Origin of the sequence: Streptantibioticus parmotrematis, from assembly GCF_019890615.1 — a bacterium.
GTDB classification, from domain to species: Bacteria; Actinomycetota; Actinomycetes; order Streptomycetales; family Streptomycetaceae; genus Streptantibioticus_D; species Streptantibioticus_D parmotrematis.
In genome coordinates this window covers 61,748-85,137 of record NZ_JAINVZ010000001.1, presented here as the reverse complement: position 1 = coordinate 85,137, position 23,390 = coordinate 61,748, and the positions used below count along the sequence as shown (strand labels likewise).

General features: G+C 72.3%; 22 protein-coding genes. 4 read left to right on the top strand and 18 right to left on the bottom strand.

What is annotated here, in order from left to right; genetic code table 11:
• Nucleotides 1-230: 230 nt before the first annotated feature.
• The 7 genes from K7472_RS00415 to K7472_RS00385 form a co-directional block, all read right to left on the bottom strand.
• Nucleotides 231-1,994, bottom strand: coding sequence for a carbohydrate binding domain-containing protein (locus K7472_RS00415; RefSeq protein ID WP_222972859.1), 1,764 nt, complete (start codon nucleotides 1,992-1,994; stop codon nucleotides 231-233).
• 137 nt (nucleotides 1,995-2,131) lie between these two features.
• Nucleotides 2,132-2,782: a response regulator gene (locus tag K7472_RS00410; RefSeq protein WP_222972856.1), complete on the bottom strand. Its 651-nt coding sequence runs from the start codon at nucleotides 2,780-2,782 to the stop codon at nucleotides 2,132-2,134.
• A complete protein-coding gene (locus K7472_RS00405; RefSeq protein WP_222972855.1) occupies nucleotides 2,775-4,091 on the bottom strand; it encodes a sensor histidine kinase in 1,317 nt (438 codons plus the stop codon). The genes K7472_RS00410 and K7472_RS00405 overlap by 8 nt, the downstream gene beginning before the upstream one ends.
• A gap of 56 nt (nucleotides 4,092-4,147) precedes the next feature.
• Complete coding sequence (locus K7472_RS00400) at nucleotides 4,148-4,951, bottom strand: ABC transporter permease (RefSeq protein WP_222972854.1); 804 nt, start codon at nucleotides 4,949-4,951, stop codon at nucleotides 4,148-4,150.
• Nucleotides 4,948-5,850 carry an ABC transporter ATP-binding protein gene (locus tag K7472_RS00395; RefSeq protein WP_222972853.1) on the bottom strand — a complete coding sequence of 301 codons (903 nt, stop codon included), beginning with the start codon at nucleotides 5,848-5,850 and terminating at the stop codon, nucleotides 4,948-4,950. The genes K7472_RS00400 and K7472_RS00395 overlap by 4 nt, the downstream gene beginning before the upstream one ends.
• A 229-nt stretch (nucleotides 5,851-6,079) precedes the next feature.
• The gene (locus K7472_RS00390; RefSeq protein WP_222972852.1) at nucleotides 6,080-6,319 is read right to left on the bottom strand and encodes a chaplin; all 240 of its coding nucleotides are present in this window, start codon (nucleotides 6,317-6,319) and stop codon (nucleotides 6,080-6,082) included.
• Between the two features lie 203 nt (nucleotides 6,320-6,522).
• Entirely contained in the window at nucleotides 6,523-7,302 is a 780-nt protein-coding gene (locus K7472_RS00385; RefSeq protein ID WP_222972850.1) for a class I SAM-dependent methyltransferase, read from the bottom strand.
• Nucleotides 7,303-7,655: 353 nt separating this feature from the next.
• On the opposite strand from K7472_RS00385, the gene K7472_RS00380 reads away from it, so the two are divergent.
• Complete coding sequence (locus K7472_RS00380; RefSeq protein ID WP_222972848.1) at nucleotides 7,656-8,615, top strand: trypsin-like serine peptidase; 960 nt, start codon at nucleotides 7,656-7,658, stop codon at nucleotides 8,613-8,615.
• Nucleotides 8,616-8,670: 55 nt separating this feature from the next.
• Here K7472_RS00380 and K7472_RS00375 read toward each other — a convergent pair whose 3' ends face one another.
• Both K7472_RS00375 and K7472_RS00370 read right to left on the bottom strand, forming a co-directional pair.
• Complete coding sequence (locus K7472_RS00375) at nucleotides 8,671-9,870, bottom strand: cytochrome P450 (RefSeq protein WP_222972846.1); 1,200 nt, start codon at nucleotides 9,868-9,870, stop codon at nucleotides 8,671-8,673.
• Between the two features lie 85 nt (nucleotides 9,871-9,955).
• A complete protein-coding gene (locus K7472_RS00370; protein ID WP_222972844.1) occupies nucleotides 9,956-10,153 on the bottom strand; it encodes a ferredoxin in 198 nt (65 codons plus the stop codon).
• Between the two features lie 231 nt (nucleotides 10,154-10,384).
• Here K7472_RS00370 and K7472_RS00365 point away from each other — a divergent pair, with 231 nt between their 5' ends.
• The gene (locus K7472_RS00365; protein WP_222972842.1) at nucleotides 10,385-10,897 is read left to right on the top strand and encodes a MarR family winged helix-turn-helix transcriptional regulator; all 513 of its coding nucleotides are present in this window, start codon (nucleotides 10,385-10,387) and stop codon (nucleotides 10,895-10,897) included.
• 142 nt (nucleotides 10,898-11,039) lie between these two features.
• Here K7472_RS00365 and K7472_RS00360 read toward each other — a convergent pair whose 3' ends face one another.
• Both K7472_RS00360 and K7472_RS00355 read right to left on the bottom strand, forming a co-directional pair.
• Nucleotides 11,040-12,425 (bottom strand): S53 family peptidase, encoded by a 1,386-nt coding sequence (locus K7472_RS00360; protein ID WP_222972840.1) that lies wholly within the window; start codon nucleotides 12,423-12,425, stop codon nucleotides 11,040-11,042.
• A gap of 353 nt (nucleotides 12,426-12,778) precedes the next feature.
• Nucleotides 12,779-14,113, bottom strand: a complete 1,335-nt coding sequence (locus K7472_RS00355; RefSeq protein WP_372457889.1) for a S53 family peptidase — start codon at nucleotides 14,111-14,113, stop codon at nucleotides 12,779-12,781.
• A gap of 556 nt (nucleotides 14,114-14,669) precedes the next feature.
• On the opposite strand from K7472_RS00355, the gene K7472_RS00350 reads away from it, so the two are divergent.
• Nucleotides 14,670-16,580 carry an acyltransferase family protein gene (locus tag K7472_RS00350; protein WP_222972838.1) on the top strand — a complete coding sequence of 637 codons (1,911 nt, stop codon included), beginning with the start codon at nucleotides 14,670-14,672 and terminating at the stop codon, nucleotides 16,578-16,580.
• A gap of 76 nt (nucleotides 16,581-16,656) precedes the next feature.
• On the opposite strand, the gene K7472_RS00345 is transcribed toward K7472_RS00350, so the two are convergent.
• Nucleotides 16,657-17,640, bottom strand: a complete 984-nt coding sequence (locus K7472_RS00345) for a helix-turn-helix domain-containing protein (protein WP_252394901.1) — start codon at nucleotides 17,638-17,640, stop codon at nucleotides 16,657-16,659.
• 169 nt (nucleotides 17,641-17,809) lie between these two features.
• Here K7472_RS00345 and K7472_RS00340 point away from each other — a divergent pair, with 169 nt between their 5' ends.
• Nucleotides 17,810-18,565, top strand: a complete 756-nt coding sequence (locus tag K7472_RS00340) for a G1 family glutamic endopeptidase (RefSeq protein ID WP_222972836.1) — start codon at nucleotides 17,810-17,812, stop codon at nucleotides 18,563-18,565.
• A gap of 28 nt (nucleotides 18,566-18,593) precedes the next feature.
• Here the strand turns inward: K7472_RS00340 and K7472_RS00335 are convergent, their stop codons facing one another.
• The 6 genes from K7472_RS00335 to K7472_RS00315 all read right to left on the bottom strand — a co-directional run bounded on the left by K7472_RS00335 (nucleotide 18,594) and on the right by K7472_RS00315 (nucleotide 23,386).
• On the bottom strand, nucleotides 18,594-19,418 hold the full coding sequence (locus tag K7472_RS00335) for a DUF1345 domain-containing protein (protein WP_252394900.1): 825 nt from the start codon (nucleotides 19,416-19,418) through the stop codon (nucleotides 18,594-18,596).
• Between the two features lie 28 nt (nucleotides 19,419-19,446).
• Entirely contained in the window at nucleotides 19,447-20,697 is a 1,251-nt protein-coding gene (gene fahA, locus K7472_RS00330; RefSeq protein ID WP_222972835.1) for a fumarylacetoacetase, read from the bottom strand.
• Nucleotides 20,698-20,783: 86 nt separating this feature from the next.
• Nucleotides 20,784-20,951 carry a hypothetical protein gene (locus tag K7472_RS00325; RefSeq protein ID WP_222972834.1) on the bottom strand — a complete coding sequence of 56 codons (168 nt, stop codon included), beginning with the start codon at nucleotides 20,949-20,951 and terminating at the stop codon, nucleotides 20,784-20,786.
• A 224-nt stretch (nucleotides 20,952-21,175) separates the two neighbouring features.
• Nucleotides 21,176-21,733, bottom strand: coding sequence for a winged helix-turn-helix domain-containing protein (locus tag K7472_RS00320; RefSeq protein ID WP_222972833.1), 558 nt, complete (start codon nucleotides 21,731-21,733; stop codon nucleotides 21,176-21,178).
• Between the two features lie 87 nt (nucleotides 21,734-21,820).
• Nucleotides 21,821-21,949 (bottom strand): hypothetical protein, encoded by a 129-nt coding sequence (locus tag K7472_RS33140; RefSeq protein WP_289678764.1) that lies wholly within the window; start codon nucleotides 21,947-21,949, stop codon nucleotides 21,821-21,823.
• A gap of 207 nt (nucleotides 21,950-22,156) precedes the next feature.
• On the bottom strand, nucleotides 22,157-23,386 hold the full coding sequence (locus K7472_RS00315; protein ID WP_222972832.1) for an acyl-CoA dehydrogenase family protein: 1,230 nt from the start codon (nucleotides 23,384-23,386) through the stop codon (nucleotides 22,157-22,159).
• Between the last annotated feature and the right edge of the window lie 4 nt (nucleotides 23,387-23,390).

Here is a 23,390-nt window from a genome sequence, read left to right as displayed (position 1 = left end):
TTCGTCGATGCGAAGATTGTCCGCCACCCGGGCGCGGAGCGCGCGGGGCCCAGGGCCGTTCGCGGGAGGCGATGGCGTGTGCCGGCCGTGGTGTGGGCACGGTGCGGCCGACTGGGTCATCCGGGTGACGGGGGCCCGGAAGGAGGCCGTGGGGCCGCGCGGGGAAACGTGCCGAGGGCCCGCGGGGAGCGTTCCCCACGGGCCCTCGGCGGCGGTGCCGGTCGCGGTCGTCAGCCGAGCGTGAAGTCGTCCGCGTAGACGTTGCCCTGGCCGTACCAGCCGTGCACGTAGACCGTGACGGTGCCGGAGGAGCCGGTGGTGAAGGGCACGGTGAGCTTGGTCCAGCCGCTGGAGTTCGTCCAGGTGCTGGCGGTCGCCCCGCCGCTGACGCCGATGTACGCGTAGGAGCCCTGCACCCAGCCGGTCAGCGTGTAGCTGGTGTTCGGCTTGAGGGTGACGGACTGGTCGCACTCACCGGTGGTGCTGGAGGTGGGCGTGACCTGGAGGGCGTGGCTGCCGGAGTGCACGGGGGTGGAGACCACCGTGCTGCCGCTCGCGCAGGTCCACGGGCTGGTGCCGCTCTCGAACCCGCCGTTGGCCAGCGAGCCCGATCCGGGGCCGGAGCCGGTGACCGTCAGGGTGTAGGTGGCGGAGTGGCTGCCGGAGGCGGCGGTGCCGGTGACCGTGATGGGGTAGCTGCCCGCGGCCGCCGAGGAGCCGACGGTCGCGGTCAGCGTGGAGGAGCCGCCCGCGGTGACCGAGGTGGGGCTGAGCGAGACGGTCACGCCCGCCGGCGCGCCGCTCGCGGTGAGCGCGACCGACTGCGCCGAGCCGGAGGTGACGGCGGTGCCGATGGTGGCGGTCGCCGTGCCGCCCGGGGCGACGGAGCCGGAGGAGGGCGACGCCGAGACCGAGAAGTCGTTGCCGACCGGCGGCGGGGTGACGCCGCCGCCACTGGTGAACGGTTCGAAGGTGTGGCTGAAGTACCACTGGTCCTGGCTGATGCCCGAGCAGGTGTCGGAGCCGCCGGTGCCGGGGCAGCCGCCGTTGTCGCGCTGGAGGGCCCAGAACGACAGGGTGCTGATGCCCTTGGAGACCGCCCAGTTCTCCACGGTCGCCGCGTCCGCGGTGGTGAACGTCTCGGCGGCGCCGTAGTCGTCGATGCCGGGCATCTCGGTGACGCCGACCATCGCCCACAGCTGTGCCTGGGTCTTGGTCGGGTACAGGCTCGCGAGCTGGCCGACCAGACCGCTGGCAGCGGACTCGGTGTCGTTCGCCATCTCATGGGTGGCGCCGTCGTAGTAGTCGAACGTCATGATGTTGACGACGTCGACGCGCGCCCCGTTGGAGACCGCGTTCTTCAGCACGGCGAGTCCACTGCTGGCCAGGCCACTGGTGGTGGTCGGCAGGGTGTAGGAGAACTGCACGGTGCGGTTGTTGGCCGTCGCCCAGTCCTCCACCTCCTTGATGGCCTTGTTGCGGCGATCGATGCCCGCGGTGTTGGTCAGCGAGTTGTCCTCGGTGTCGAGGTCGATGCGGCTGACGTTGTAGGTGGTGATGACCTTCTCGTACGCGGCGGCTATCTGGGAGACGTCGGTGCAGCTGTCGGCGATGTCGGTGCCACCGTCGTCGGCCGCGTAGCCGCCGAAGGACGGGATGACGTCGCCGCCGCCCGCCTGGATGGCGGAGATGTCGCTGCCGAAGGTGGACGACGCGATGGGGGTGCTGGTGTCGCCGTCCCAGTACGGGGTGCACGATCCCTTGGTGTCGGCCTGGATGAACGCCATCGTCAGGTACTTGTTGCCGGAGGCGGAGGCCAGCTGGGCGGGGCTGTCGCCGTTGTAGGCCTCGAAGTACGGGGCGAAGACGTGAGCGGGCAACGGGGTGGGCGCCGCCGCGTGCGCGGCGCCCCCGGAGGTCATGAGCAGTCCGGCGGAGGCCGCGGCGGTGACCAGCGCGGTCGCGGCGGCCCGGATCGATCTGAGTCGAGTCATGTCTGCTCCCAGCAGGGTGGAAGAGCGCGTGGAGCGGCGCAATGCGGACCATGATTGGACTAGACCAACAGACTGTCAAGACTCCTTACAATTAAGGCTGTTCGCCGCACGCGGCGCGGCGCGTTCCCGCTCGCGCCTCACTCCCCGGCCAGCGGCAGCAGGCCGCGGCGGTACGCGGCGGCCACCGCCGAGGCGCGGTCCTTGACGTCCAACTTCGCGTAGACGTGCAGCAGATGGGTCTTCACGGTGGCCTCGCTGATGAACAGCCGCACCGCCGCCTCCCGGTTGGTGGACCCGGCCGCGACCAGCGCCAGCACCTCCAGCTCGCGCGGGCTCAACGGCTCCGCCTCCGGCGTGCGCACCTGCCCCAGCAGCCGCGTGGCCACCGCAGGGGAGAGCACCGACTCGCCGCGCGCGGCCGAGCGCACCGCGCGGAACAGGTCCTCGCGGGCGGTGTCCTTCAGCAAGTAGCCGGTGGCACCGGCCTTGACCGCGGGCAGCACGTCGCCGTCGGTGTCGTACGTGGTCAGCACCAGTACCCGGCACCGCAGCCCGCGCGCGGCGATCTCGCCGATGGCCGTCAGGCCGTCCATCCGCGGCATCCGCAGGTCCATCAACACCACGTCCGGGTCGAGCCGTTCGGCGAGCGCGACCGCCTCGGCGCCGTCGCCCGCCTCGGCCAGCACCTCGAAACCGGGGTCGCCCGCGAACATGCCGCGCAGTCCGTCGCGCACCACCGGGTGGTCGTCGGCGATCAGCAGGGTGACGCGGTCGGTCGTCTCAGTCATCGTGGCCGCCTCTGCGGATCGCGGGCAGGGTGACGGACAGCGCGGTGCCGCCGCCCGGTTCCGACTCGACCTCCAGCCGCCCCGACAGCCGGCGCACCCGGTGGCCCATCGCGGTCAGCCCGAACCCGGCGCCGTGCGCGTCGGGGCTGCCCGGTTCCGGGAGTGTCGCGGGGTCGAATCCCACCCCGTCGTCGCGTACGTCCAGCGTCACCACGTCCTCCATGTACGACAGCGTCAGTCCCACGCGGTCGGCCCCCGCGTACTTCCCCACGTTGGCCAGCGCCTCCTGCGCGGCCCGCAGCAACGTGATCTCCACCTCGGGGTGGAGCGGCACAGCGTCGCCGGTGACCGTCAACCCGGCCGTGGCACCGTGCAGTTCACGCCACTGGCCGACCGCCTCGGTGAGCGCGGTCGGCAGTTCCGCCTCCTCCAGCTGGGCGGGGCGCAGGGCCCGCACCGCGCGCCGGGCGTCGGCCAGCGCGTCCCGGGCGAGCCGGGCCGCGTTGTCCAGATGACGGCGTTGGACCAGGTCCGTACCCCCGTGTGAACGGGCCTGGTCCGCGGCCTGCAATTGGGTGACGATGCCGGCCAGGCCCTGGGCCACGGTGTCGTGGATCTCCCGGGCCATCCGCTGGCGCTCGTCCGTGACGCCCGCCTCGCGGGCCTGGGTGAGCAACTGCGCCTGGAGTCCGGCGTTCTCCGCGAGCAGGGCGGTCAACCGCTCGTTGGCCAAGGACAGCGCGGCGTTGGCCTGCTTGCGACGGCGGCTCTGCAACTCGGTCACCTGAGTGAGGGTGACGATCACCCCGACCACCGCGAGGTTGAACGACACGGCCATGCCGAACACCCCGAGCATGGTGGCGGTGGTGGGGATCCGCCCGCCGATCTGCGACAGCGAGGTCGCCACCGCGGTCGCCGCCACGGCGACCGCCCGGCGGCGGCCGGTGAGGTAGCGCATGGCCTGCACGTAGCCGCTGAAGGCGAAGAAGCCGAACACCGGGTTGGTGAAGACCAGTTGGAAGACGAGCGCCAGCAGGACGGAGAAGTGCGCCCCGGCGATCCACGGCCGCTCGGCGAGCCGCAACCGGTCCGTGTGCCGGTCCATCGCGGTGCGCAGCGCCAGCCACACCAGGGCGGCGAGGGCGAGCGGCAGCACGAGGCCCAGGGAGGCCCCGGCGCTGAACGGCATCACCGCCAGGACCACCGACACCCCCCACGCCAGGTAGGGCAGGTACGCCATCGTCGCTTCCAGACGGCGCTCCCACTCCCCCAGCCGCTCCTCCTCGGCCGTGCCGCGCACGCCGCTCATCCCCGGGCTCCCCTCCGCCGAATCGGTCGTACCGCCGTGCCCCCGTGCCGTTCCGACTACTCCCAGCGGAAGAGCTTGGCCGCGACAACCCCCGCGACCAGGGTGAACACCGCCATTGTGGTCAGATCGCCGACGTGCGGCCAACTTCCCCGCCAGGCGTCCTGCACCGCCTGGGTGGCGGAGCCGGTCGGCAGGAAGTCCCCGATGTGCCGCAGCACCGACGGCATCGTCTGGCGCGGCACCCACAGTCCGGAGAAGAACTCCAGCGGGAAGAAGAGCGCGGTGCCGATCGCCTGCCCCGCCTTGGCCGACGGGGCGACCGCGGCGATCAGCAGGCCGACCGCGAACAGCGAGGCGGCGGCGAAGACGAACGCGACCAGGAACGCGGCGAGTTGACGCGGTAGCGGCACCCCGAACGCGAACCGCCCGACGACCACGACCATCAGCAACGAGACCACGGCGACGGCGAGGTAGAGCACCACGAGCGCCCCCAGGACCAGCGCCGCGGGCACCGGACTCGCCGACAGCCTGCGCAGCACGCCCTTCTCGCGGTACGCGGTGAGCACCGGCGCCAGGCCGTTCATCGCCAGCATGGTGAGGGTGAAGACCACCATGATCGGCGCGTAGACCTCGACGGTGGACAGCCCGCCCAGCTTCGGCGTGGCCGTGCGGAAGCCCGGGACGCAGCCCAGGATCACCAGCAGCAGGACCGGGAAGGCGAGGGTGAAGAAGGCCGCCGCGGGATCCCGCAGGAACAGCCGGGCCTCGGTCGCGACCATCCGGCGCAGCGCGCGGCCGGTGGTGGTGCCCCTGACGGCGGCGGTGGGCGGGGCGGTGGCGGTGGGCGTGGACGTGGTCACTTGGTTCCCCCGGTGATCGTGACGTAGGCGTCGTCGAGCGAGCGTTCGTGGATGCGCAGGTTGGCGACGACGATGCCGCCGCGCGCGAGGAAGGCGGTCACCTGGTCGGTCACCCGGTCGCCACCGGTGACCTCGACGGTCTCTCCGTCGCGGGCGACCGAGGCGACGGCGGGCAGCGCGGCCAGGGCGTCGAGGTCGAGCGGCGCGGTGGGCCGGAAGGTCAGCGTGGTCCGCGCCCCCGCACCCGCGACGAGTTCGGCCGGGGTGCCCTGGGCGACGACGCGGCCGCCGTCCAGGATGGCGGCCCGGTCGCACAGTTCGGCGACCTCGTCCATGAAGTGGGAGACCAGGACGACGGTCACCCCGCCGTCGCGCATCTGCCGCACCAGTTCCCAGGTGGCCCGGCGGGCCTGCGGGTCGAGCCCGGTGGTCAGCTCGTCGAGGAAGACCACCCGGGGGTCGCCGACCAGGGCCAGCGCGATGAACAGCCGTTGCTTCTGGCCGCCGGACAGCTTGCCGAACCTGGTGCGGCGCTTGTCCTGAAGGCCCCACTGGGCCAGCAGCCGCGCGGGGTCACGCGGCGCGGGGTAGAACGACGCGTACAGCTCCAGTGCCTCGCCGACCCGCAGGGCGTCGGGCAGGTGGGCCTCCTGCAACTGGACGCCGATCAGCCCGCGCAGCCGACGGCCGTCGCGTGTCGGGTCGAGGCCGAGCACCCGCACCGAACCGGCGTCCGGGCGGCGCAGGCCCTCGACGCACTCCACGGTGGTGGTCTTCCCGGCGCCGTTCGGGCCGAGCAGGCCGAAGATCTCGCCGCGCTCCACCGAGAAGCTCACCCCGTGCAGCGCGGTGTGCGCGCCGTACGTCTTGGCCAGATCCCTGACCTCGATGACCGCCATCTGGTCCCGTCCCTCCCGCCGTTCCCCGGTGTCCTCCGGGGTGCTTCCAGCTTCCCGGCGGGACGGGCCCGGGCGCGTCGGCCGTATGGCCACGGGTGGACGGCGGTCGGTGGAGGCGGCGGATCAACCGATCGGTTGATGCGGGGGACGCGGGCGCGGGCGGGCACACGAAGGGCGGGCCGCCGGTGGCGACCCGCCCCGTGCCGCGGGGTCAGCGCCCCGCGCGGCTTCAGCCGTTGGCGCAGGTGTTGCCGAACGCGGGGTTCAGGATGCCGATCACGTCGACGGTGTTACCGCAGACGTTGACCGGCACGTGCACCGGCACCTGGATGACGTTGCCCGAGATGACGCCCGGGGACTGCACCGCGGCGCCCTGGGCCCCGGCGTCGGCCATGGCGAACCCGGCGGAACCGGAAACGGCGGCTCCGGCAGCTGCGGTCACCACGAGGGCCTTGGCGATACGCGACATGCTCTCAAGTCCTTTCACACGCGAAAACAGTGGCTGTCCCCCGACCGTGACCGGCGGGGACCCTGTCCAACGCGTGACCTCGTCCCACGTCGCGCCAGACCGCTCGAACAGGTGAATGCGAAGCGCGCACGGCGCAACGCGCGGCCCTCGCCCATCGCTTCCCCGCCGGGCCCCGCCCTCCCGCTCGTCGTCGCCGCGCGGCGCTACCCGGCCGACCCGGCGGAACGTTCCGCCCCGGCGCCCACCGCCGTGCCCGCGTCGGCCGCCGCGGCCACCTGCCGTCCGCCGGAAGGACCGGCGACGGCCGTGTGCAGGTGGACCACGCCGCCGTCCAGCGGGCGCCACCGGACCCGTTGCCAGCCCGCGGCGGCGACGCGCCCCGCGAGACGGTCCGGGGAGGGCCAGTCGCGTATGGATTCGGCCAGATAGACGTACGCCTCCGGGTTGCTGCTCACCCGCCGCCCGGTCATCGGCACGATCCACCGCAGGTACGCGGTGAACAGGGCCCGGCGCACCGGCGTGACCGGCAGGCTGAACTCGCAGACGGTGAGCACCCCGCCGGGCCGCGTCACCCGCAGCATCTCGCCGAGCACCGACTCCGGGTCGGTGACGTTGCGCAGTCCGAAGGAGATGGTGACCGCGTCGAAGGAGTCGTCGGCGAACGGCAGCCGGTGTCCGTCGCCGACGACGAACTCCATGCCGGGGTGGCGGCGCCTCCCGATCGCGAGCATGCCCTCGGAGAAGTCGCAGGCGACCACGGAGGCGCCCCGCGCGGTCAGCGCCATGCCGGACGTCCCGGTGCCCGCCGCGACGTCGAGGATCCGGCGACCGGGCCGCGCGTCGGCCGCCTGCGCCATCCGGCGTCCCCAGCTGTTCATCCGGCCCAGCCACAGCCGCGCGCGGGTGCGGTCGTAGCCGAGCGCGACCTCGTCGAACATCGCGGCGACCTCGACCGGGTCCTTCTCCAGATCTGCTCTGACCATGTCTGTCCGGGCTTCCTGTCCCTCGGGATGGCGGTGATACTGACGGGTTGTCAAGCATTCCATGCCCATCGATCGGGTGATTCAGCCGCACCGTCGGCGCGGGGCCCGTCGCGACGCCGAAGCCGGTCGCCCGTGTTCCTCGTCCGGCCGCCGCGGCTAGGCCGTCTGTGGGGCGCCGGGGGGCGTTCACGCGGCGTTGGCGGTGTTGTCGACGGCGCTGTGTACATGGTGAGTTGGCACCGCGAATCCCGGAACGACCGGAGCACCCCGCGCCCCCGCTCCCCGGTCATCCGTTCCGGGCCTCGCGCCGCGCCCGACGCCGTCGTCCGTCCGTGCCTGCCGGAAGGAAGTCCATGCGCCGCTCACGCTCCTCTCGCGCACTGCCCGCCCTGTCCGCCCTGCTGCTGGGCCTGAGCGCCTGTCTGACCCAGGCCCCCGCCGCCGACGCCGACGCCGCCGGGCGTCTCAGCGGCCACGACGGGGCTTCCTCCACCGCCGTCGCCGACGACGCGTACTGGACCGCGCAACGGATGCGCGCGGCCCGGCCGCAGGACGACGCTCTTCCGGCCTCCCCGGCCGGGAGCCTCCCGGTGCCGCCGAGCCACCCGTTTCCCGGACTGCCGCAGGTCGGCACGTTCTTCTGGACCGACGGCCAGAACCAGGCCCGCTCCTGTGGTGCCACCGTGGTCCGCAGCCCGGTGCGCGACCTGGTGATCAGCGCGGGGCACTGCCTCATTCACGCCGGCGCCAAGGAGGACCTGGCGTTCGTGCCGATGTACCACGACGGGCTCAAGCCCTATGGCGTCTTCCCCGTGCGGACGATCTACATCGACCAGCGCTACTACACCCTCGGTTCCGGCAAGGGCGCCCGCTGGGACTACTCCCTGTCCCGGCTGGAGCCGCGCGCGGACGGCCGCGAGGTGCAGGACGTCGTGGGCGCCTTCGACCTGATGGCGTATCCGGGCTACGTCCACCGCAGCGTCCGGCTGATCGGGTACCCCGGCTACAGCGACACGACGGGGCCCGAGCCGCTGGACTGCTGGTCGTCCACCCGCCGTTACACCAGCACCGACCCGAACGCGCCGGGCGACTTCCTCGAGATCGGCTGCGCGGGCTACGTGGACGGCACGTCGGGCGGACCGTTCCTGGTGCGCGAAGCCCACGGCTTCGGGGTGATCGGGGTCATCGGCGGCTACCACACCGGCGGCGACACCCCCGACATCTCCTACAGCGCCTACTTCACCGCCGACCTGGCCCAGCTGTACGCGCACGCGGTCCACGGTGACCCGCCGGCCGGCCCGGCGGCCTCCTGACCGGCTTCCCGGTGGCCGGGACTCCGCGCCCCGGCCGCCGGGACCGTACCGACTCCTACCAGGCGACCGGCAGTTCGTGGACGCCGTAGACCACCATGTCGTCGCGGTAGCGGATCTCCTCGAACGGAACGGCGAGCCGCAGCGTCGGCAGCCTCCGGAAGAGGGTCTCCAGCGCGATCTGCAACTCGACGCGGGCGAGCGGCTGTCCGAGGCACTGGTGGACCCCGAAGCCGAACGCCACGTGGCGGCGCGACTCGCGGGCGACGTCGAGCCGGTCGGCGTCCGCGAAGGCGTCCTCGTCGCGGTTGGCGGTGGCGAGCATGCACAGCACGCCGTCACCGGCCTTGATGGTCTGCCCGCCTAGGGTGACGTCCTCGGTGGCGACCCGGGGCAGGCCGGTCTGGATGATGCTCAGGAAGCGCAGCAGTTCCTCGACGGCGCCCTTGAGCAGCGCGGGCTGGGCGCGCAGTTTGGTCAGCTGCTCGGGTTCGCGCAGCAGTGCCAGGGTAGACAGGGCGGTCATGTTGGCGGTGGTCTCGTGACCGGCGACCAGCAGCAGCATGCCGGTGGAGGCGACCTCCCGCTCGGTCAGCTCACCGCGCGCCACCAGCCGGCTGATGATCGAGTCGTCCGGGTCACGGCGCTTGCGGTCGGCCAACTCGGCCAGGTAGTCGACCAGTTCGTCCCTGGCCCGGCCCACGTCCTCGACGGCGGCCTCGTTGTTGAGCAGGATCCTGCTGCGTTCCTGGAAGAACGTGTGGTCGGCGTAGTCGACGCCGAGCAGCAGGCAGATGACCAGCGAGGGGATCGGCAGGGCGAAGGCGGTCACCAGGTCGGCGGGCGAGCCGTTCTCGATCATGCGGTCGAGGAACTCGTCCACGATGCCCTGGATCCGCGGTCGCAGCGCCTCGGTCTTCTTGATCATGAAGTCGGCGGTGAGCATCCGCCGCAGCCGGGCGTGTTCGGGGTCGTCGAGCCGGATGAAGGTCTGCTGTCCGGCGACCAGCGCCCGCCGTGAGGCGTTGATGAACGGGAATCCGGGGTGGCGGATGTCGGCGCTGAAGCGCTGGTCCCGTAAGACGGCCTTGACGTCGGCGTGCCGGGTGATCATCCAGCAGGGGGTGCCGTCGAAGAGCGTGACCTGGCTGACGGGTTCCTCCTCACGGGCCCGCTCGTAGGCGGATGGCGGGGCGAACGGACAACCGTCGCGTTCGGAGGGGAAGTTGAGCGGGGTGACGGGTTGCGCGGTCGTCATCGCTTGCGGCTCCTTCACGTTCGGTGCGGTACGCGGGTGCGGCTGACGGGGCACGGCCGGGCGGCCGGACGCGGGCTCCGCGTGGTCAGCCCTCGTGGACGGTGATGGCCCCGGCCGGGCAGACGGCGGCCGCGGCGCGGACGTCCTCGTGGTGTTCGCCGTCCGGGTGCTCGTCCAGCAGCCGGACGATGCCGTCCTCCTCGCACTGGTCGAAGACCTCGGGCACGGCCAGGACGCACTGGCCGGATCCGCAGCACATCTCGGTGTCGACACTGACTCGCATGGGCTCTCCTCGGGACCTCGGGCCTCCCGCGTCGCGGACGGCCCGCTTCCGACCGGCCAACCGGTTACCTAACAAAGGCAAGTAATAGCGCGGTCACGCTAACTCCGGTTCGCCGCGCGGGGATAGCCCCTGGGGGCGCCCGGCCGAAGTTGGCCGGTTCCGCATCCCGGCCGCGGCGCTCTCCCGGGGACGCGTCGCGACGGCCGGGCCCGCGCTCGCTACAGTCCTCGCATGCCCGATCCCGCCGACGACGCGACGGCCGCACTCCAGCAGGTGCTGACGGCGATGTCCTACCTGCTCACCCGCCCCTCGGCACACGACTGGCTCCAGGCCAAGGCGGAGGTACGGGTCGGCCGCGCCGATGTCCATCTGCTGCTGGCGCTGGCCGCGAACGGCGGGATCTGCCGGGTCGGGGACCTGGCGGAGCGCCTGCTGGTCGAGCCGTCCCACGTCACCCGGCAGGTCGCCCAGCTCCAGGAACAGGGCCTGGTCGAGCGGTCCCCCGACCCGGTGGACCGCAGGGCGCGCAACATCAGCATCACGCCCGAGGGCACCTCGGTCCTGGTGCGCCTGCGCAAGGCGCACCAGGAGAAGCTGTGCCACGCCCTGCACGACATCGACGCCGCGGACATCGACGCGACCGTGCGGGTCCTGGGCCGCCTGGTCGAGCGCTACGCCCTGGCCGTCCGGGGCCGCGATCCGTACGCCGCCCTCCCCCGCCAGCCGCTCGGCCAGTCGACATAGCGACGTACCGACTTCTCGGCCCGCCGCGTGGACCGGGGCACGGACCGAGGCGTGGACCGAGGCTCAGGAAAGCCGAAAGCCCGGCCCCCGTCGGGGGCCGGGCCCTGGTGGCGCGCGGACGGATACCGCGTGCCGGTGGTGCTCAGTGGCGCTTCCAGCTCTCCCACGCCAGTGCGGGCACGAAGCGCGCGGCGTCGACGGTGCCGACGCCGGTGGCCATGTCGTAGCCCTTCACCGCGGTGTAGCCGGTGACGCCCTGGTAGCTGTTGTTGGTGCCGTCCTTCACGTCCACGATGCCGCTGTAGTACGGGGACTTCTTCTCCAGCGAGTACAGCGCGGTGTGGATGTCGCCCACCCGGTGGCCGGCCACCTGGTCGGCGAGGGCCACGATGCCGGAGAACAGCGGGCTGGCCTCGCTGGTGCCGCCGTTGACGTCCCAGCCGACCGCGGTCGGGTCGAAGCTGGAGTACACCCAGGCACCGCCGTTGACGGCCGCCGACATCGAGATGTCCGGGGTGCCTCGACGGGTGCCCACCACGTTCTTGACGCCGTTCTGGAACGACGGACGGCTGAAGACGTGGGACTGGCCGCCGCCGCCCGCGCCGTTGTCGTTGTAGACGCTGTCCGGCGCGGTGCGCTGCCCCTTGTCGTTCAGGTGCAGCTGGGTGCCGCCGACCGAAGTGACCAGCGGGTCCGAGGACGGCCAGGAGTTGACCTGGTACGGGTAGTACCCGTTGCCGTCGGCGGTGGAGTCGGTCGCGCCGCCGTCGCCGGAGGAGGCGAGCACGGTGACGTTGTGCTTGGCCGCGTCCTTGAAGGCGTAGCGCAGGTTGTCGATGCTGGAGAAGTCGCCCTTGTCGAAGCCCGGGAAGGTGTTCTCGGTGGCTCCGAAGCTCTGGGTGATGACGTCACCGACGCCGTGGTCGATCATCGACTTCTCGGCGGACATCATCTCCGGCAGGCCGGTGACGCCCTCGGTCTCCGCCACCGCGGTCTCGACCAGCACGATCTTCGCGTCCGGGGCGATGGCGTGCGCCATCTCCACGTCGAGGGTCGTCTCGCCCGCCCAGCCGGTCATGTCCGAGTTCTTCGGGTCGAACGGCGGGACCTTGCCCCACTTGACGACGTCGACCTTCGTGCTCTTGATGCCGAACTGCTTGCTGTAGACGTCCAGGTCGTGCTGGACGGTCGGCGAGCCGAAGGAGTCGACGATGACGATCGTGCGGCCCTTGCCGGTGACGCCCGCCCGGTACAGCGGGTTCAGGTCGTACGCCTGACGGTACTGCAGCGGCGTGTAGCAGTTGATCTTCCACTTGGCCTGGCACTGCTCGATGCTGAGCGGGCTGCCGACGTTGCGGGCCAGGCTGTGACCCGTGATGGCCGGAACCGCCTTGGTCTGCGGCACCTTCGCGGCCGGTGCGGCCACCGCGGACCCACCTGCCGTGGCGGACATCACGACGGCGGCGGCAAGGGCGGTGGCCCCGGCCGCGGCGACCACGGCACGCTGCCGGGGACGAGCTCTTCGCATGGACTCTCCTTGTGTGGAGTGGGGTCGCCGGGGCGACGTCTGGATCCCACCGGTCAAGTCATGAGCAGAACAAGTGTGTTTGATTCTTACTATCAAATGCTTTACCTGTATGCCTATTTCTTTACTGACAGGTGACCACATCATGGGTGCGATGAGCCGATGAAGCCGGACATACGTACCCGTTCGCCGTCGCCGCGAGACCGTCCATGCGTGTACTCACCACCGACCAGGACCGGTCACACGCCGTCGCGTGCGGCCCGCCTGACGGGGCGTCGGCCCGGACGGGGGGTTACCGAAGGCCCCGGCCGCCGCGCAGGCGGCCGGGGCCTCGTGTCGCCCGTGGTGCTACGAGGTCACCGGCGCGGCTTGTGGTGGCGATGTCCCGGGGTGTGGTTCGAGCCGGTGGTCGAGCCGCCGCCCGTCGAACCCGAGGGCGCGGTGAACGCCTTCAGGCCGTTCGGGGTACCCAGGCCGGTCGGGCCGTCGTAGCCGCTGCCCGCGGTGCACAGGTACGTGCCGTTGCAGTCACCGTTGGAGCCCGAGGTGACGTCGTTGAGCGCGGAGGTGTTCGCGTACGGGTACGACGCCGGGTTGGCGCCGGAGGCCGGGGCACCCGCATCGGCGTACACGGAGGCGATGATGGGCGACGCCGCGCTGGTGCCGCCGAAGACCTGCCAGCCGCCGGACTGGTAGCTGTCGTAGACCGCGACTCCGGTGGCCGGGTCGGCGACAGCCGAGACGTCCGCGACGGTGCGCTTGGAGCAGCCGGTGTCCTTCTGCCACGACGGCTTGGTCTCGACCGTCGAGCAGCCGGAACCGGTGCCTTCGCTGCTGCTGGTGTTCCACACCGACTCCGACCAGCCGCGCTGACTGGAGTCCTTTTTCAGTGAGGTGCCGCCGACCGCGGTGACGTCCGGCGAGGCCGCGGGGTATTCCACGCCGTAGCCGGAGTCGCCGGCGGAGGCCGTGATGGCGACGCCCGGGTGGTTGAAGTACTGGCTGTCGGCCTGGGTGTCCGAGGAGTCCTCGGGGCCGCCGTAGCTGTTGGAGACGAACTTCGCGCCCAGCTTGACGGCCGTGTTCACCGCGGTACCCAGGTCGTCCATGCTGGCGGAGTTCGCCTCGACCAGCACGATGTGCGCCTTGGGGGCGATGGCGGAGACCATGTCGAGGTCGAGCGAGATCTCACCGGCCCAGCCGGAGTCGGCGGTCGGGTAGCTGCTGCCGCCGTTCTCGTCGGCCTTCTTGAAGCACCCGTTGTCCGTGGTGCAGTCCGGCAGACCGAACTGCTTGCGGTAGGTGGCCAGGTCCTGCTCGGCGTTGGGGTCGTCCTGCGCGTCCACGATGGCGACCGTCTGGCCCGCGCCGCCGTCCGACGGCAGGTTGTACGCGCTGTCCAGGTCCGAGGGCCCGAAGCCGGACGGGGTGCCGTTCGAGCCCATGGTCGTGGCGGCCTTGGCCACGATGTCGGTGCGCTGGAGCGCGTTGCAGGCCATCATGCCGGGCTTGGGCTGCGAGCACAGTCTCCTGACGTGCGGTCCGACCGCTCCCTGTGAGACAGGGCTGGCGCCCGCGGGGGCGACGATGGCGTAGGTTCCGCCGATCACGGCGGCCGCCGAAGCGGCGGCGATGAGGGTCTTGCGCAGTCCGCGCTTGCGGCGGTGCGACGGCGCCTCGGGGTTCGATATGTGCAACGAACGGCCCTCCCTGGGGGGATGGGGACGACGCGCCCGCGCCTTCACGGCGCCGGGTCCACGCGCTGTCCCGGGATACGTCCACTCGGACCGTGCGGGCCCGGTCGCGTATGGGGCGCGCCCGGGGTGGGGGTGGCACGGGGCGACGGATGGTTCCTCCGCACGCGAGGCATAAACATGCCCATGACATGCGGAAACGTCCGCCACCCTGCCGAGTGGTATGGCGTTAGGAAGCTAGCGGAATCGAACACTCCCCCACAAGCCCAATCCGTTTCCATGGCAACGGGATTCGCCCACGGCGGCCCGTCGTGGCAGTCATACGGATGGCCGAGCCCATCCGTTCAACGGCCGCCGGAATTCCCACGGACCCGGCGCGACACGCCGACGATCACACGATCGGGTAGTCCGGATGACGACCCGTCATCTCCGTCCTCGGGGCCCCTGACGTGCGTCTCGTCACACCGATCCCCCGGCCGCGCCGCCGCACGGCCGTCGGCAATCAGCGGCAGCCCTGCGGCGAACCCGTACCCGCAGGGCCGACATTGGGGCCATGAGCACCGAAACGACATCGATCGCCGAAGCCCCGCCCGTCCCGGAGCCGCCCCAGGCCCCCACCCGGGTGCGCGGTCTCGACGGCCTGCGCGCGGTGGCCGTGGTGTCCGTGGTGACCTACCACGTGCACGCCTCCTGGCTGCCCGGCGGCTTCCTCGGTGTCGACCTGTTCTTCGTCATCAGCGGCTACCTCATCACCAGCCTGCTCACCGCGGAGCGCGCCCGCACCGGGCGCTTCCGGCTGGGCGCGTTCTGGATCCGCCGGGCCCGCCGACTGCTGCCCGCGATGTGGGCGGTGCTCACGCTGGCCGCCTGCACGGCGACCCTGGCCGGCGGCGACACCTACGCGGGGCTGCGCGGCAACGTGATGGCGGCGCTGACGTACAGCAGCAACTGGTGGCAGATCGCCCAGCACGACGCGTACTTCACCGGGGTGGGCGGCAAGCCGGTGCTCCAGCATCTGTGGTCGCTCGCGGTCGAGGAGCAGTTCTACGTGCTGTGGCCGCTGCTGCTGTGGTGCGTGATGGCCCTCCTGCGCAGGCGCCGCGACCAGGCCGCGGTCACGCTCGCGCTGGCGGCGGCGTCGTTCACGGCGATGGCACTGATGTACACCCCGGACACCGACACCTCCCGCGTCTACTACGGCACCGACACCCACGGCGGCGGTCTGCTGCTCGGCGCGGCGGCGGCCCTCGTACTGCCGCTGGGACGGGCCACCGCGCTGCGCGGGCAGCGGGACCTGCGGGCGCTCGACGCCCTCGGCGGCGGCGGGTTGCTGGCACTCGCGGTCGCCGCCTGGCTGCTCGACGGCACCGGCGCCGCGGTCTACCAGGGAGGCCTCGCGCTGTCGTGCCTGGCCGCGGTGGCGGTGACGGTGGCGGCCGCGGGACCGGGACGGTTCGCCCGGACGCTGTCCGCACGGCCGCTGGTGTGGGTGGGCCGCCGCTCGTACGGCATCTACCTGTGGCACTGGCCGATCATCGCCTGCCTCACCGGTGTGGCCCCGGAGTTCGCCGCCTCCTTCGCCGGGCGCGTGACGATGCTCGGGCTGACCGCGGTCTTCGCCGTCACCTCCTACCGGGTTCTGGAGGAGCCGCTGATCCGGCTGGGCGTGCGCGGCTATCTCACGCAGGCGCGGCGGTGGTTCGTCGCCCGGGCCGAGGCGCGGCCCCGGCAGGCGCTGGCGATGGCGGTCGCCGGGGCGGGCGTGGTCACGGTGGCCTGCATCGGCGTCAGCCACGCGCCCACCAGCACGGGCCTGGAGGCGCAGATCGCCGCGGGCGAGCGGGACGCCGCCGCGGCGGCCCCGCACCCGTCGGCGGCCCCGGCGGCGGCGGACACGGTGAGCGGAGCGGCGGGCGGTGGGGCGGGCGGCCGGCGCGCGGCCGCGGCGAAGGCGGCTCCGGGCGTGCCCGGTGTCCCCGGTGGCGAGATCACGGCGATCGGGGACTCCGTCATGCTGGCCTCCACCGGCGCGCTGGAACAGGCCATGCCGGGCATCGACGTGGTGGCCAAGGTGGGCCGCCAGATGGACGCGGCGCCGGACCTGCTGCGGCAGTTGGCGGCGCAGGGCACACTGCGGCGCGTCGTGGTGATCGGCCTGGGCACGAACGGTGACTTCTCCGACGCCACCATCGCCGACATCCTGCGCGTGACCGGCCCGAGCCGCACGGTCGCGTTCATCAACACCTACGTGCCCAGGTCGTGGGAGTCCACCGTCAACTCCGCGCTGGAGCGGGCGGTGCACACCCACCCGGGCACGGTCCTGGTGGACTGGCACGACGCCATCGCCAAGCAGCCGCAGCGGCTGTGGACGGACAACACGCACCCGCGCCCCTCTGGCACCGGTGTCTACGCCGACGCGATCCGCTCGGCACTGGACTCCGCGGCGGGAAGCACGACCCCGTGAGGACGCCGCAGCGCGAGCGGGTGACGGGGCGCCGGGCGGCGGCGGTTCACAACGGCCCCGCGCGGGCCCGGGCGGTTCACAACAGCCCCGCGCGGGCCGCCTGGATGCCCGCCTGGAACCTGGTGCGGGCACCGAGCGCGTCCATGACCTCGCGCACCCACCGTTGCACCGTGCGCGGGGAGACACCCAGTTGCCTGGCGATGCTGTCGTCGGTGAACCCGGCGGACAGCAGCGTCAGCAGTTCGGTCCTGCGGTCCGGCTCCGCGCGGTCGGCGCGCGCCTGCGGCACCCGCACCGCGCGCTGCCAGTACGCCTCGAACATCCCCGACAGGGCGTCCAGCAGGGAGGAGGCGCGCACCAGGACCGCTCCGTGCAACTCCGCGCCCGAGGCCACCGGCAGCATCGCCCAGCGGTCGTCGACGATGGCCAGTTTGCAGGGCAGTTCGGGGAGCATCCGGGCCTCCTCGCCCGCCTCCACGATCTCCCGGATCTCGGCGAGGCGGCCGGGCGCGCTCACCGACCCCGCCTCGTAGACCGCGCGCACCCGCACCCCGCGGTCCAGCAACGCGTGCTCCAGGGCCGGGTCGGAGCGGACGATGTGCGGGGGCTTGTCGAACATCGCGAGGCTGCGCCGGGCACCGTCCTGCAACTGCCGCCAGCGCTCGGCGATCGCCGCCTGCCCGGTGACCACCTCCACGAGGTCGTCCGCGTGCGGCCGGTGCGCGCGGCGGTAGGCCCGCATCAGCTCCGCGACCCGGCCCCGGGTGCGCAGCAGTTCCTCCTCCCGGCGCAGCAGCAGTGCCTCGACCGCCACGTCGGGGGCGGCGGCCGACCAACGTGCGCCCTCGCCGTCGTGCCGGTTTACTAGTCCCTGTTCGGTGAGCGCGGCGAGCAGTCGCTCGGCGCGCTCGGCCGTGGTCCCCAGCTCGGCGGCGAGCTCGGCCGCGGTGCGGTGCGGTGCGGCCAGGACCCTTAAGTACGCGGTCTGTTCGTGTTCGGGGATGCCGAGCCCTTCGAGCCAGCCACCCTGGGCCCCGCGGCTTCCGCTTGGTACCACCATGACTGCCTTCCGGCCGTGCGTATCACCCATTCGCATCATGTCATGTTCTCGCCATGGCGGGTTCCGGATCCGCGGATCCCCTTGAGGCCCGCTCCCGGGCCCGCCCACCATGAACCCCGGTCCGATCGGCCCCCACCCATCCCTCCTTCCCCCACAGGAGATTCGGCCCATGGCCACGCATTCAGCCAGACGGAACCTCGCCAGGACCCGCACGGCCGCCGCGGCGGTGCTGCTCGCCGCCGCCCTGATACCGGTGGGCACCGGCACCTCCGTCGCCGCGACGCACACCTTCGCCCCGTTCGCCAAGAACTTCCAGGACAGCAACTGGGGCGGGTACGTCGCGCAGGGTTCGTTCAGCAGCATCAGCGGCAGCTGGACGGAACCGCAGGTGACCTGCAACTCCTCCAACGACCTGTTCGCCCCCTGGGTCGGCCTGGACGGCTACGGCTCCCAGACCGTCGAGCAGACCGGCGTGCAGACCGACTGCTCCAGCGGGCAGCCCGTGCTGTCCGCGTGGTACGAGATGTACCCGGCCTCCCCGGTCTACTGGAACGACCCGGTCTCCGAGGGCGACAGCATGACCGCCAGCGTGGTCTCCAACGGCGGCGGCGACTACACGCTGACCCTGACCGACAACACCCAGGGCTGGACCGAGCACACCGACCAGAACCTCGGGGCGCAGAACGCCAGCGCGGAGGCGGTCATCGAATCGCCCTCGCAGAGCTACCCGTCCTTCGACGAGCTGGACTTCAGCGGCGTCACCGTGGACGGACAACCGTTCGACAACGCCAACCCGCAGGCGCTGGACAGCGGGGGCTACACCCCCGGGCCCCTGCAGAACGGCTCGTTCTCGATGACGCCTGGCGGCGACGTCGCCCGAACGCAGCAATCGCACCACCTGCGTCCCGGCACCATCCGCTACTGACGCGGACCCGGTGATCGCGCGGGCGGTCTCACTTGAGGATGTTGACCGCCCGCGCGATCACCAGCACCACGGTGACCAGCGAGATCACCGACTGGAGCAGCATCAGCAGCTTGGCCCAGCGCGACATCGGCATCACGTCCGTCGGGCTGAACGCGGTGCCGTTGGTGAACGCCAGATAGAGGTAGTCCACGAAGTTCGGCTCCCAGTGCGGGGCCGCCAGCTCGCGTTCCTGCATCTGCGGGAAGAGGAAGTCCGGGTACGGTTTCAGCCCCGCCGCCCGGCTCGCCGGACCGCCGCGATCCCACTCCCAGTACCACAGGCCGAACGCGATCACATTGGTGATCCAGATCCCGCCCCCGGTCATCAGCAGCGGACCCGCGTCGCCGCCCTCCGTCCCCAGCAGCAGACCGCGCACCAGCGAGATCGCCGACCACCCGTTGGCCAGGCTCACCAGTCCGGTCAACAGCAGACTCGCGGTGCGCAGCGGGGCCGTGCCCACCCGCTCGCGGCCCGGGTCCACCGCCACCAGGCCGGCCATCAACACCAGTTCCAGCACCGGCAGCAGCCAGTGCGGATGGAAGGTCAGCCGCTCGGGCAGCCTCCACTGCACCACCACCGCGACCAGCAGCGCGCAGCTGACCATCCAGCGCGGCTCCCGCGCGGTGGCGCGACGCCAGGCCGGTGGCCCGGTACGCGCGGCAGGCTCCCCGGCCGGCCCGGCGGTGCCCTCCGCGGTCGCCAGCAGCCGCTCCATCCGGTCCAGACCGGCGTGGAGCTGGCCGCTGAGCTGCCCGAGGGACGCCTCCGGGCCCTGGCCGGCGGACGGTTCGTTCACTCCGTCGCTGTCACGCATGGACCCTGCGTATCACGTGGTGGCGCGGTCACCCGGCCGCGGGGGCGATCCGGCCGGTCACCGCGCCCAGATCGACCCGCCCGCCGTCCGGTCCCGGCGCCCAGGCGCGGATCGTCACCTCGTCGCCGTCCTCCAGGTAGCCGCGGGTCGAGCCGTCGGGAAGGGTGAGCGGCTCCCGCCCGTTCCAGGTCGACTCCAGCAGGCACCCGCGCTGGTCGTCGCCCGGCCCGCTGACCGTGCCGGACGCGAACAGGTCGCCGGTGCGCAACACCGCGCCGTTGACGGTGAGATGGGCCAGCTGCTGGGCCACCGTCCAGTACATCCTGGAGAACGGCGGGCGGGCGACCACCTGGCCGTTGATGGCGACGTCGAGGCGCAGGTCGAGCCCCCACTCGGGCAGCTTCGCGTCGTCCAGGTACGGCAGCAGCGCGACGTCACGCGCCGGGGGCGCCACCCGGGCCGCGGAGAACGCCTGGAGGGGGACGATCCACGGCGAGACGGACGTGGCGAAGGACTTGCCCAGGAACGGCCCGAGCGGCACGTACTCCCACGCCTGGATGTCGCGCGCCGACCAGTCGTTGACCAGGCAGACGCCGAAGACGTGGTCCTCGACCGCGTCCAGGCCGACCCGCTCGCCCGCCGCCGTCGGCGTGCCGACGACGAAGCCCACCTCGGCCTCGTAGTCCAGCCGCACGGACGGTCCGTAGACCGGCGCCGGGTCGTCGGGTCCCTTGCGCTGCCCGAACGGACGCACGACCTCGGTGCCGGAGACCACGACGGAGCCCGCGCGGCCGTGGTAACCGATGGGCAGGTGCTTCCAGTTGGGGGTGAGCGCGGCGCCGCCCGGGCGGAAGATCTCGCCGACCCGGGTCGCGTGGTGCTCGCTCGCGTAGAAGTCGACGTAGTCGGCGACCTCGAAGGGCAGGTGGAGGGTGACGTCGGCCAGCGGGAGCCAGAACGGCTCGATCGCGTCGTGGTGACGGTCGTCCGTCAGCCATTCGGTCAGCCGGTCGCGGACCAGGTCCCAGGCGGGCCGGCCGGCCGCCAGCAGCGGGTTGAGCGTGGGGTGACCCAGCAGGGCCGCCTCCGCGTCCGCGCCCAGCGCACGGGCGGCCGCGCTGGCGTCGAGCACGCGGTCGTGCAGCCGCACCCCGACCCGTCGCAGGTCAGGAGCGTCGGCGGTGCTGAAGACCCCGTAAGGGAGGGTCAGCGGCCCGAAGGGGCTGTCATGGCCGGCCGGATTCCGCTCGGCCGCGCCCTGCGGGATGTCTGTTGGCATCGGTGGCGCCTCGCCTTCCACGTCGTGGGTGAACGCGGTGCAAGGCTACGGGCTCAGCCGGGTGCCGTGCCGCCGGGGTGAGCGGGTCACCAGCGCCTGAGCGCCATCAGCCGTCGCCGCACGTCGGTGCGCTGGGGCTGGCGGGGCACGAACGCGGCGGACCGCTCGGCCCGGTCCTGTGCCGCGTCGTCTTCGTCCTCGGCGGGGAGGGCGGCGGTCTCGAGTCGCTGGTCGGGGTCACTGATGGCGTTCATGGCCGGTGTCCTTCGCGGTCGGTACGGGCGGTGCGGACCGGGGCGGTCCCGCGACCCGCCAACGGCCCGGAGGCCGCCGGGGTCACGGGATCGCCCCGGGGAGGACGTGTTGTGCGTCTTCCCACCGCGTTGTCGCCCATTCCGGTCGCGTCGCGATCGCCTCCGCGTCGCTTTCCGGTCGCCTCACGGTCGCGTTCCGCCCGGGGCGGGCGGGACGCGGAGCGTCAACTGGTGCTGACCGGAGCGTACTTGTAGCCGACACGCCGTACGGTCACGATGCCGGAACGGTGAACGGGACCGAGCTTGCGGCGCAGCCGGGCGATGTGGACGTCGACCGTGCGGCCGTCGCCCACGTGCCCGTAGCCCCACACCGTGGTCACCAACTGGTCGCGGGTGTGCACCCGGTGCGGATGCGCCACCAGGTGGGCCAGCAGCTCGAACTCCAGGTACGTCAGGTCCAGCGGTCGGCCGTCGATGCCCGCGGTACGGCGCTCGGGGTCGATGCGGATCGGATCGTCGCGGATCGGGTCGACCGCCTCGACGATCCGCTCCGCGGCGGCGACGGCGGGCGGCGCCTGGTCCGCGGGGACGAGGACCAGGTAGCCGACCATCGGCGGCTGGCCGGCCCGGGCGGGCAGCGCGTGCCCGGGCGCGGGCATCCAGGTGGCGCCGGGCGGCAGGAAGTCGGGCACCGGCACGACGTCGTCGGGCCGCACGGCGCGCAGCCGCTGGCGGGGGGCGATCGGGGTGCGCAGGGACTGGGGATGGGACAGGTTCGACATGGGTCTCGGCTCTTTCGCGCGAAGGGGCGTCGGATGGACGTCCGCGCGGTGCCGGTGCGCCGATGGGGCCGGCCGGTGCGGAACCGGTCAGCGCTGGGCGCGGGGCCGCGCGGGGATCGCGCGGCAACACTCCCGGTCGAAGTGGTGGGCCTGCCGGGACGGCCAGAACGGTTCGAGGTCGGTGCGACCCGTCGCGTTCTCGATCAAGCTGGCCATGTCCCCATTCAATCAGACGGTGGGCGGTCGCGGCCAAGCCCGCGTGCCGAAAAAGAGAAGCCGGGCGCCGCACGGGGGAAGCGGCGCCCGACAGGTCGAGCATAACGGACGGCTGCGCGATACAACTAATCGTACCGAGCGGCCTGTTGAGGGATTTCCGCCTGCCCGGGCGGCCTACTGGCGGGATTCCGCCACCCCTGCGCCGGGTCAGCGGATCGGCAGGCCCGACAGGGTGCGGGAGATCACCAGCCGCTGGATCTCGCTGGTGCCCTCGAAGATGGTGTAGATGGCGCTGTCGCGGTGCATGCGCTCCACCGGGTACTCGCGGGTGTAGCCGTTGCCGCCGAGGATCTGGATGGCCTGGGCGGTGACCTTCTTGGCCACCTCGCTCGCGTACAGCTTGGACATCGAGCCCTCGGCGGCGGTGAACGGCCGCCCGGCGGTGGCCATCCAGCTCGCCCGCCACACCAGCAGCCGCGCGGCGTCGATCTGGGTGCGCATGTCGGCCAGCTGGAAGGCGACCGCCTGGTTGTCGATGATGGGGCGGCCGAACTGCTCGCGCGTCCTGGCGTAGTCGAGCGCCACCTCGTACGCGGCCCGCGCGGTGCCGACCGCCATGGCGCCGACCGCGGGGCGGGACGCCTCGAAGGTGGCCATCGCGGCGTTCTTCACCCGCTCGCCGTTCCCGGCCTTCGCGCGCTCGCGGGCCCTGGCCAGCCGCTCGTCGAGCTTCTCCTTGCCGCCGAGCAGGCAGCTGCCCGGCACCCGCGCGTCCTCCAGCACGACCTCGGCGGTGTGCGAGGCGCGGATGCCGTGCTTCTTGAACTTCTGCCCCTGGGACAGGCCGGGGGTGCCCGGCGGCACGATGAACGAGGCGTGGCCCTTGGAGCCCAGGTCCGGGTCGACGACCGCGACCACCACGTGGACGTTGGCGATGCCGCCGTTGGTCGCCCAGGTCTTGGTGCCGTTCAGCACCCATTCGTCCTTGGCCTCGTCGTAGACCGCGCGGGTGCGCATCGAGGCGACGTCGGAGCCCGCGTCCGGCTCGGAGGAGCAGAAGGCGGCGACCTTGACGTCGTCGGCGTCCCCGTACATCTGCGGGATCCAGGTGCCGATCTGTTCCTCGGTGCCGTTGGCGAGGACGCCGACGGCGGCGAGCCCGGTGCCGACGATGGACAGCGCGATGCCCGCGTCGCCCCAGAACAGCTCCTCCATGGTGAGCGGGATGCCCAGGCCCGTCGGGTCGAAGTACTGCTGGGCGTAGAAGTCGAGCGAGTACAGGCCGATCTTGGCGGCCTCCTGGATCACCGGCCAGGGGGTCTCCTCGCGCTCGTCCCACTCGGCGGCGGCCGGCCGGATCACGTCGGCGGCGAACCCGTGGATCCAGTCGCGTACGGCCTTCTGGTCGTCATTGAGTTCCAGCGCGAAGTCGCCCATGGTC

Bases quoted from the DNA above. Each gene is read 5' to 3' on its own strand.
- K7472_RS00340 (WP_222972836.1), top strand. From the start codon at position 17,810: ATGGCCACGCATTCAGCCAGACGGAACCTCGCCAGGACCCGCACGGCC.
- K7472_RS00375 (WP_222972846.1), bottom strand. From the start codon at position 9,870: ATGACGACCGCGCAACCCGTCACCCCGCTCAACTTCCCCTCCGAACGC.
- K7472_RS00390 (WP_222972852.1), bottom strand. From the start codon at position 6,319: ATGTCGCGTATCGCCAAGGCCCTCGTGGTGACCGCAGCTGCCGGAGCC.
- K7472_RS00370 (WP_222972844.1), bottom strand. From the start codon at position 10,153: ATGCGAGTCAGTGTCGACACCGAGATGTGCTGCGGATCCGGCCAGTGC.
- K7472_RS00325 (WP_222972834.1), bottom strand. From the start codon at position 20,951: ATGAACGCCATCAGTGACCCCGACCAGCGACTCGAGACCGCCGCCCTC.
- K7472_RS33140 (WP_289678764.1), bottom strand. From the start codon at position 21,949: ATGGCCAGCTTGATCGAGAACGCGACGGGTCGCACCGACCTCGAACCG.
- K7472_RS00405 (WP_222972855.1), bottom strand. From the start codon at position 4,091: ATGAGCGGCGTGCGCGGCACGGCCGAGGAGGAGCGGCTGGGGGAGTGG.
- K7472_RS00410 (WP_222972856.1), bottom strand. From the start codon at position 2,782: ATGACTGAGACGACCGACCGCGTCACCCTGCTGATCGCCGACGACCAC.
- K7472_RS00365 (WP_222972842.1), top strand. From the start codon at position 10,385: ATGCCCGATCCCGCCGACGACGCGACGGCCGCACTCCAGCAGGTGCTG.
- K7472_RS00380 (WP_222972848.1), top strand. From the start codon at position 7,656: ATGCGCCGCTCACGCTCCTCTCGCGCACTGCCCGCCCTGTCCGCCCTG.
- K7472_RS00395 (WP_222972853.1), bottom strand. From the start codon at position 5,850: ATGGCGGTCATCGAGGTCAGGGATCTGGCCAAGACGTACGGCGCGCAC.
- fahA (WP_222972835.1), bottom strand. From the start codon at position 20,697: ATGCCAACAGACATCCCGCAGGGCGCGGCCGAGCGGAATCCGGCCGGC.
- K7472_RS00360 (WP_222972840.1), bottom strand. From the start codon at position 12,425: ATGCGAAGAGCTCGTCCCCGGCAGCGTGCCGTGGTCGCCGCGGCCGGG.
- K7472_RS00320 (WP_222972833.1), bottom strand. From the start codon at position 21,733: ATGTCGAACCTGTCCCATCCCCAGTCCCTGCGCACCCCGATCGCCCCC.
- K7472_RS00385 (WP_222972850.1), bottom strand. From the start codon at position 7,302: ATGGTCAGAGCAGATCTGGAGAAGGACCCGGTCGAGGTCGCCGCGATG.
- K7472_RS00350 (WP_222972838.1), top strand. From the start codon at position 14,670: ATGAGCACCGAAACGACATCGATCGCCGAAGCCCCGCCCGTCCCGGAG.
- K7472_RS00345 (WP_252394901.1), bottom strand. From the start codon at position 17,640: ATGGTGGTACCAAGCGGAAGCCGCGGGGCCCAGGGTGGCTGGCTCGAA.
- K7472_RS00415 (WP_222972859.1), bottom strand. From the start codon at position 1,994: ATGACTCGACTCAGATCGATCCGGGCCGCCGCGACCGCGCTGGTCACC.
- K7472_RS00335 (WP_252394900.1), bottom strand. From the start codon at position 19,418: ATGCGTGACAGCGACGGAGTGAACGAACCGTCCGCCGGCCAGGGCCCG.
- K7472_RS00315 (WP_222972832.1), bottom strand. From the start codon at position 23,386: ATGGGCGACTTCGCGCTGGAACTCAATGACGACCAGAAGGCCGTACGC.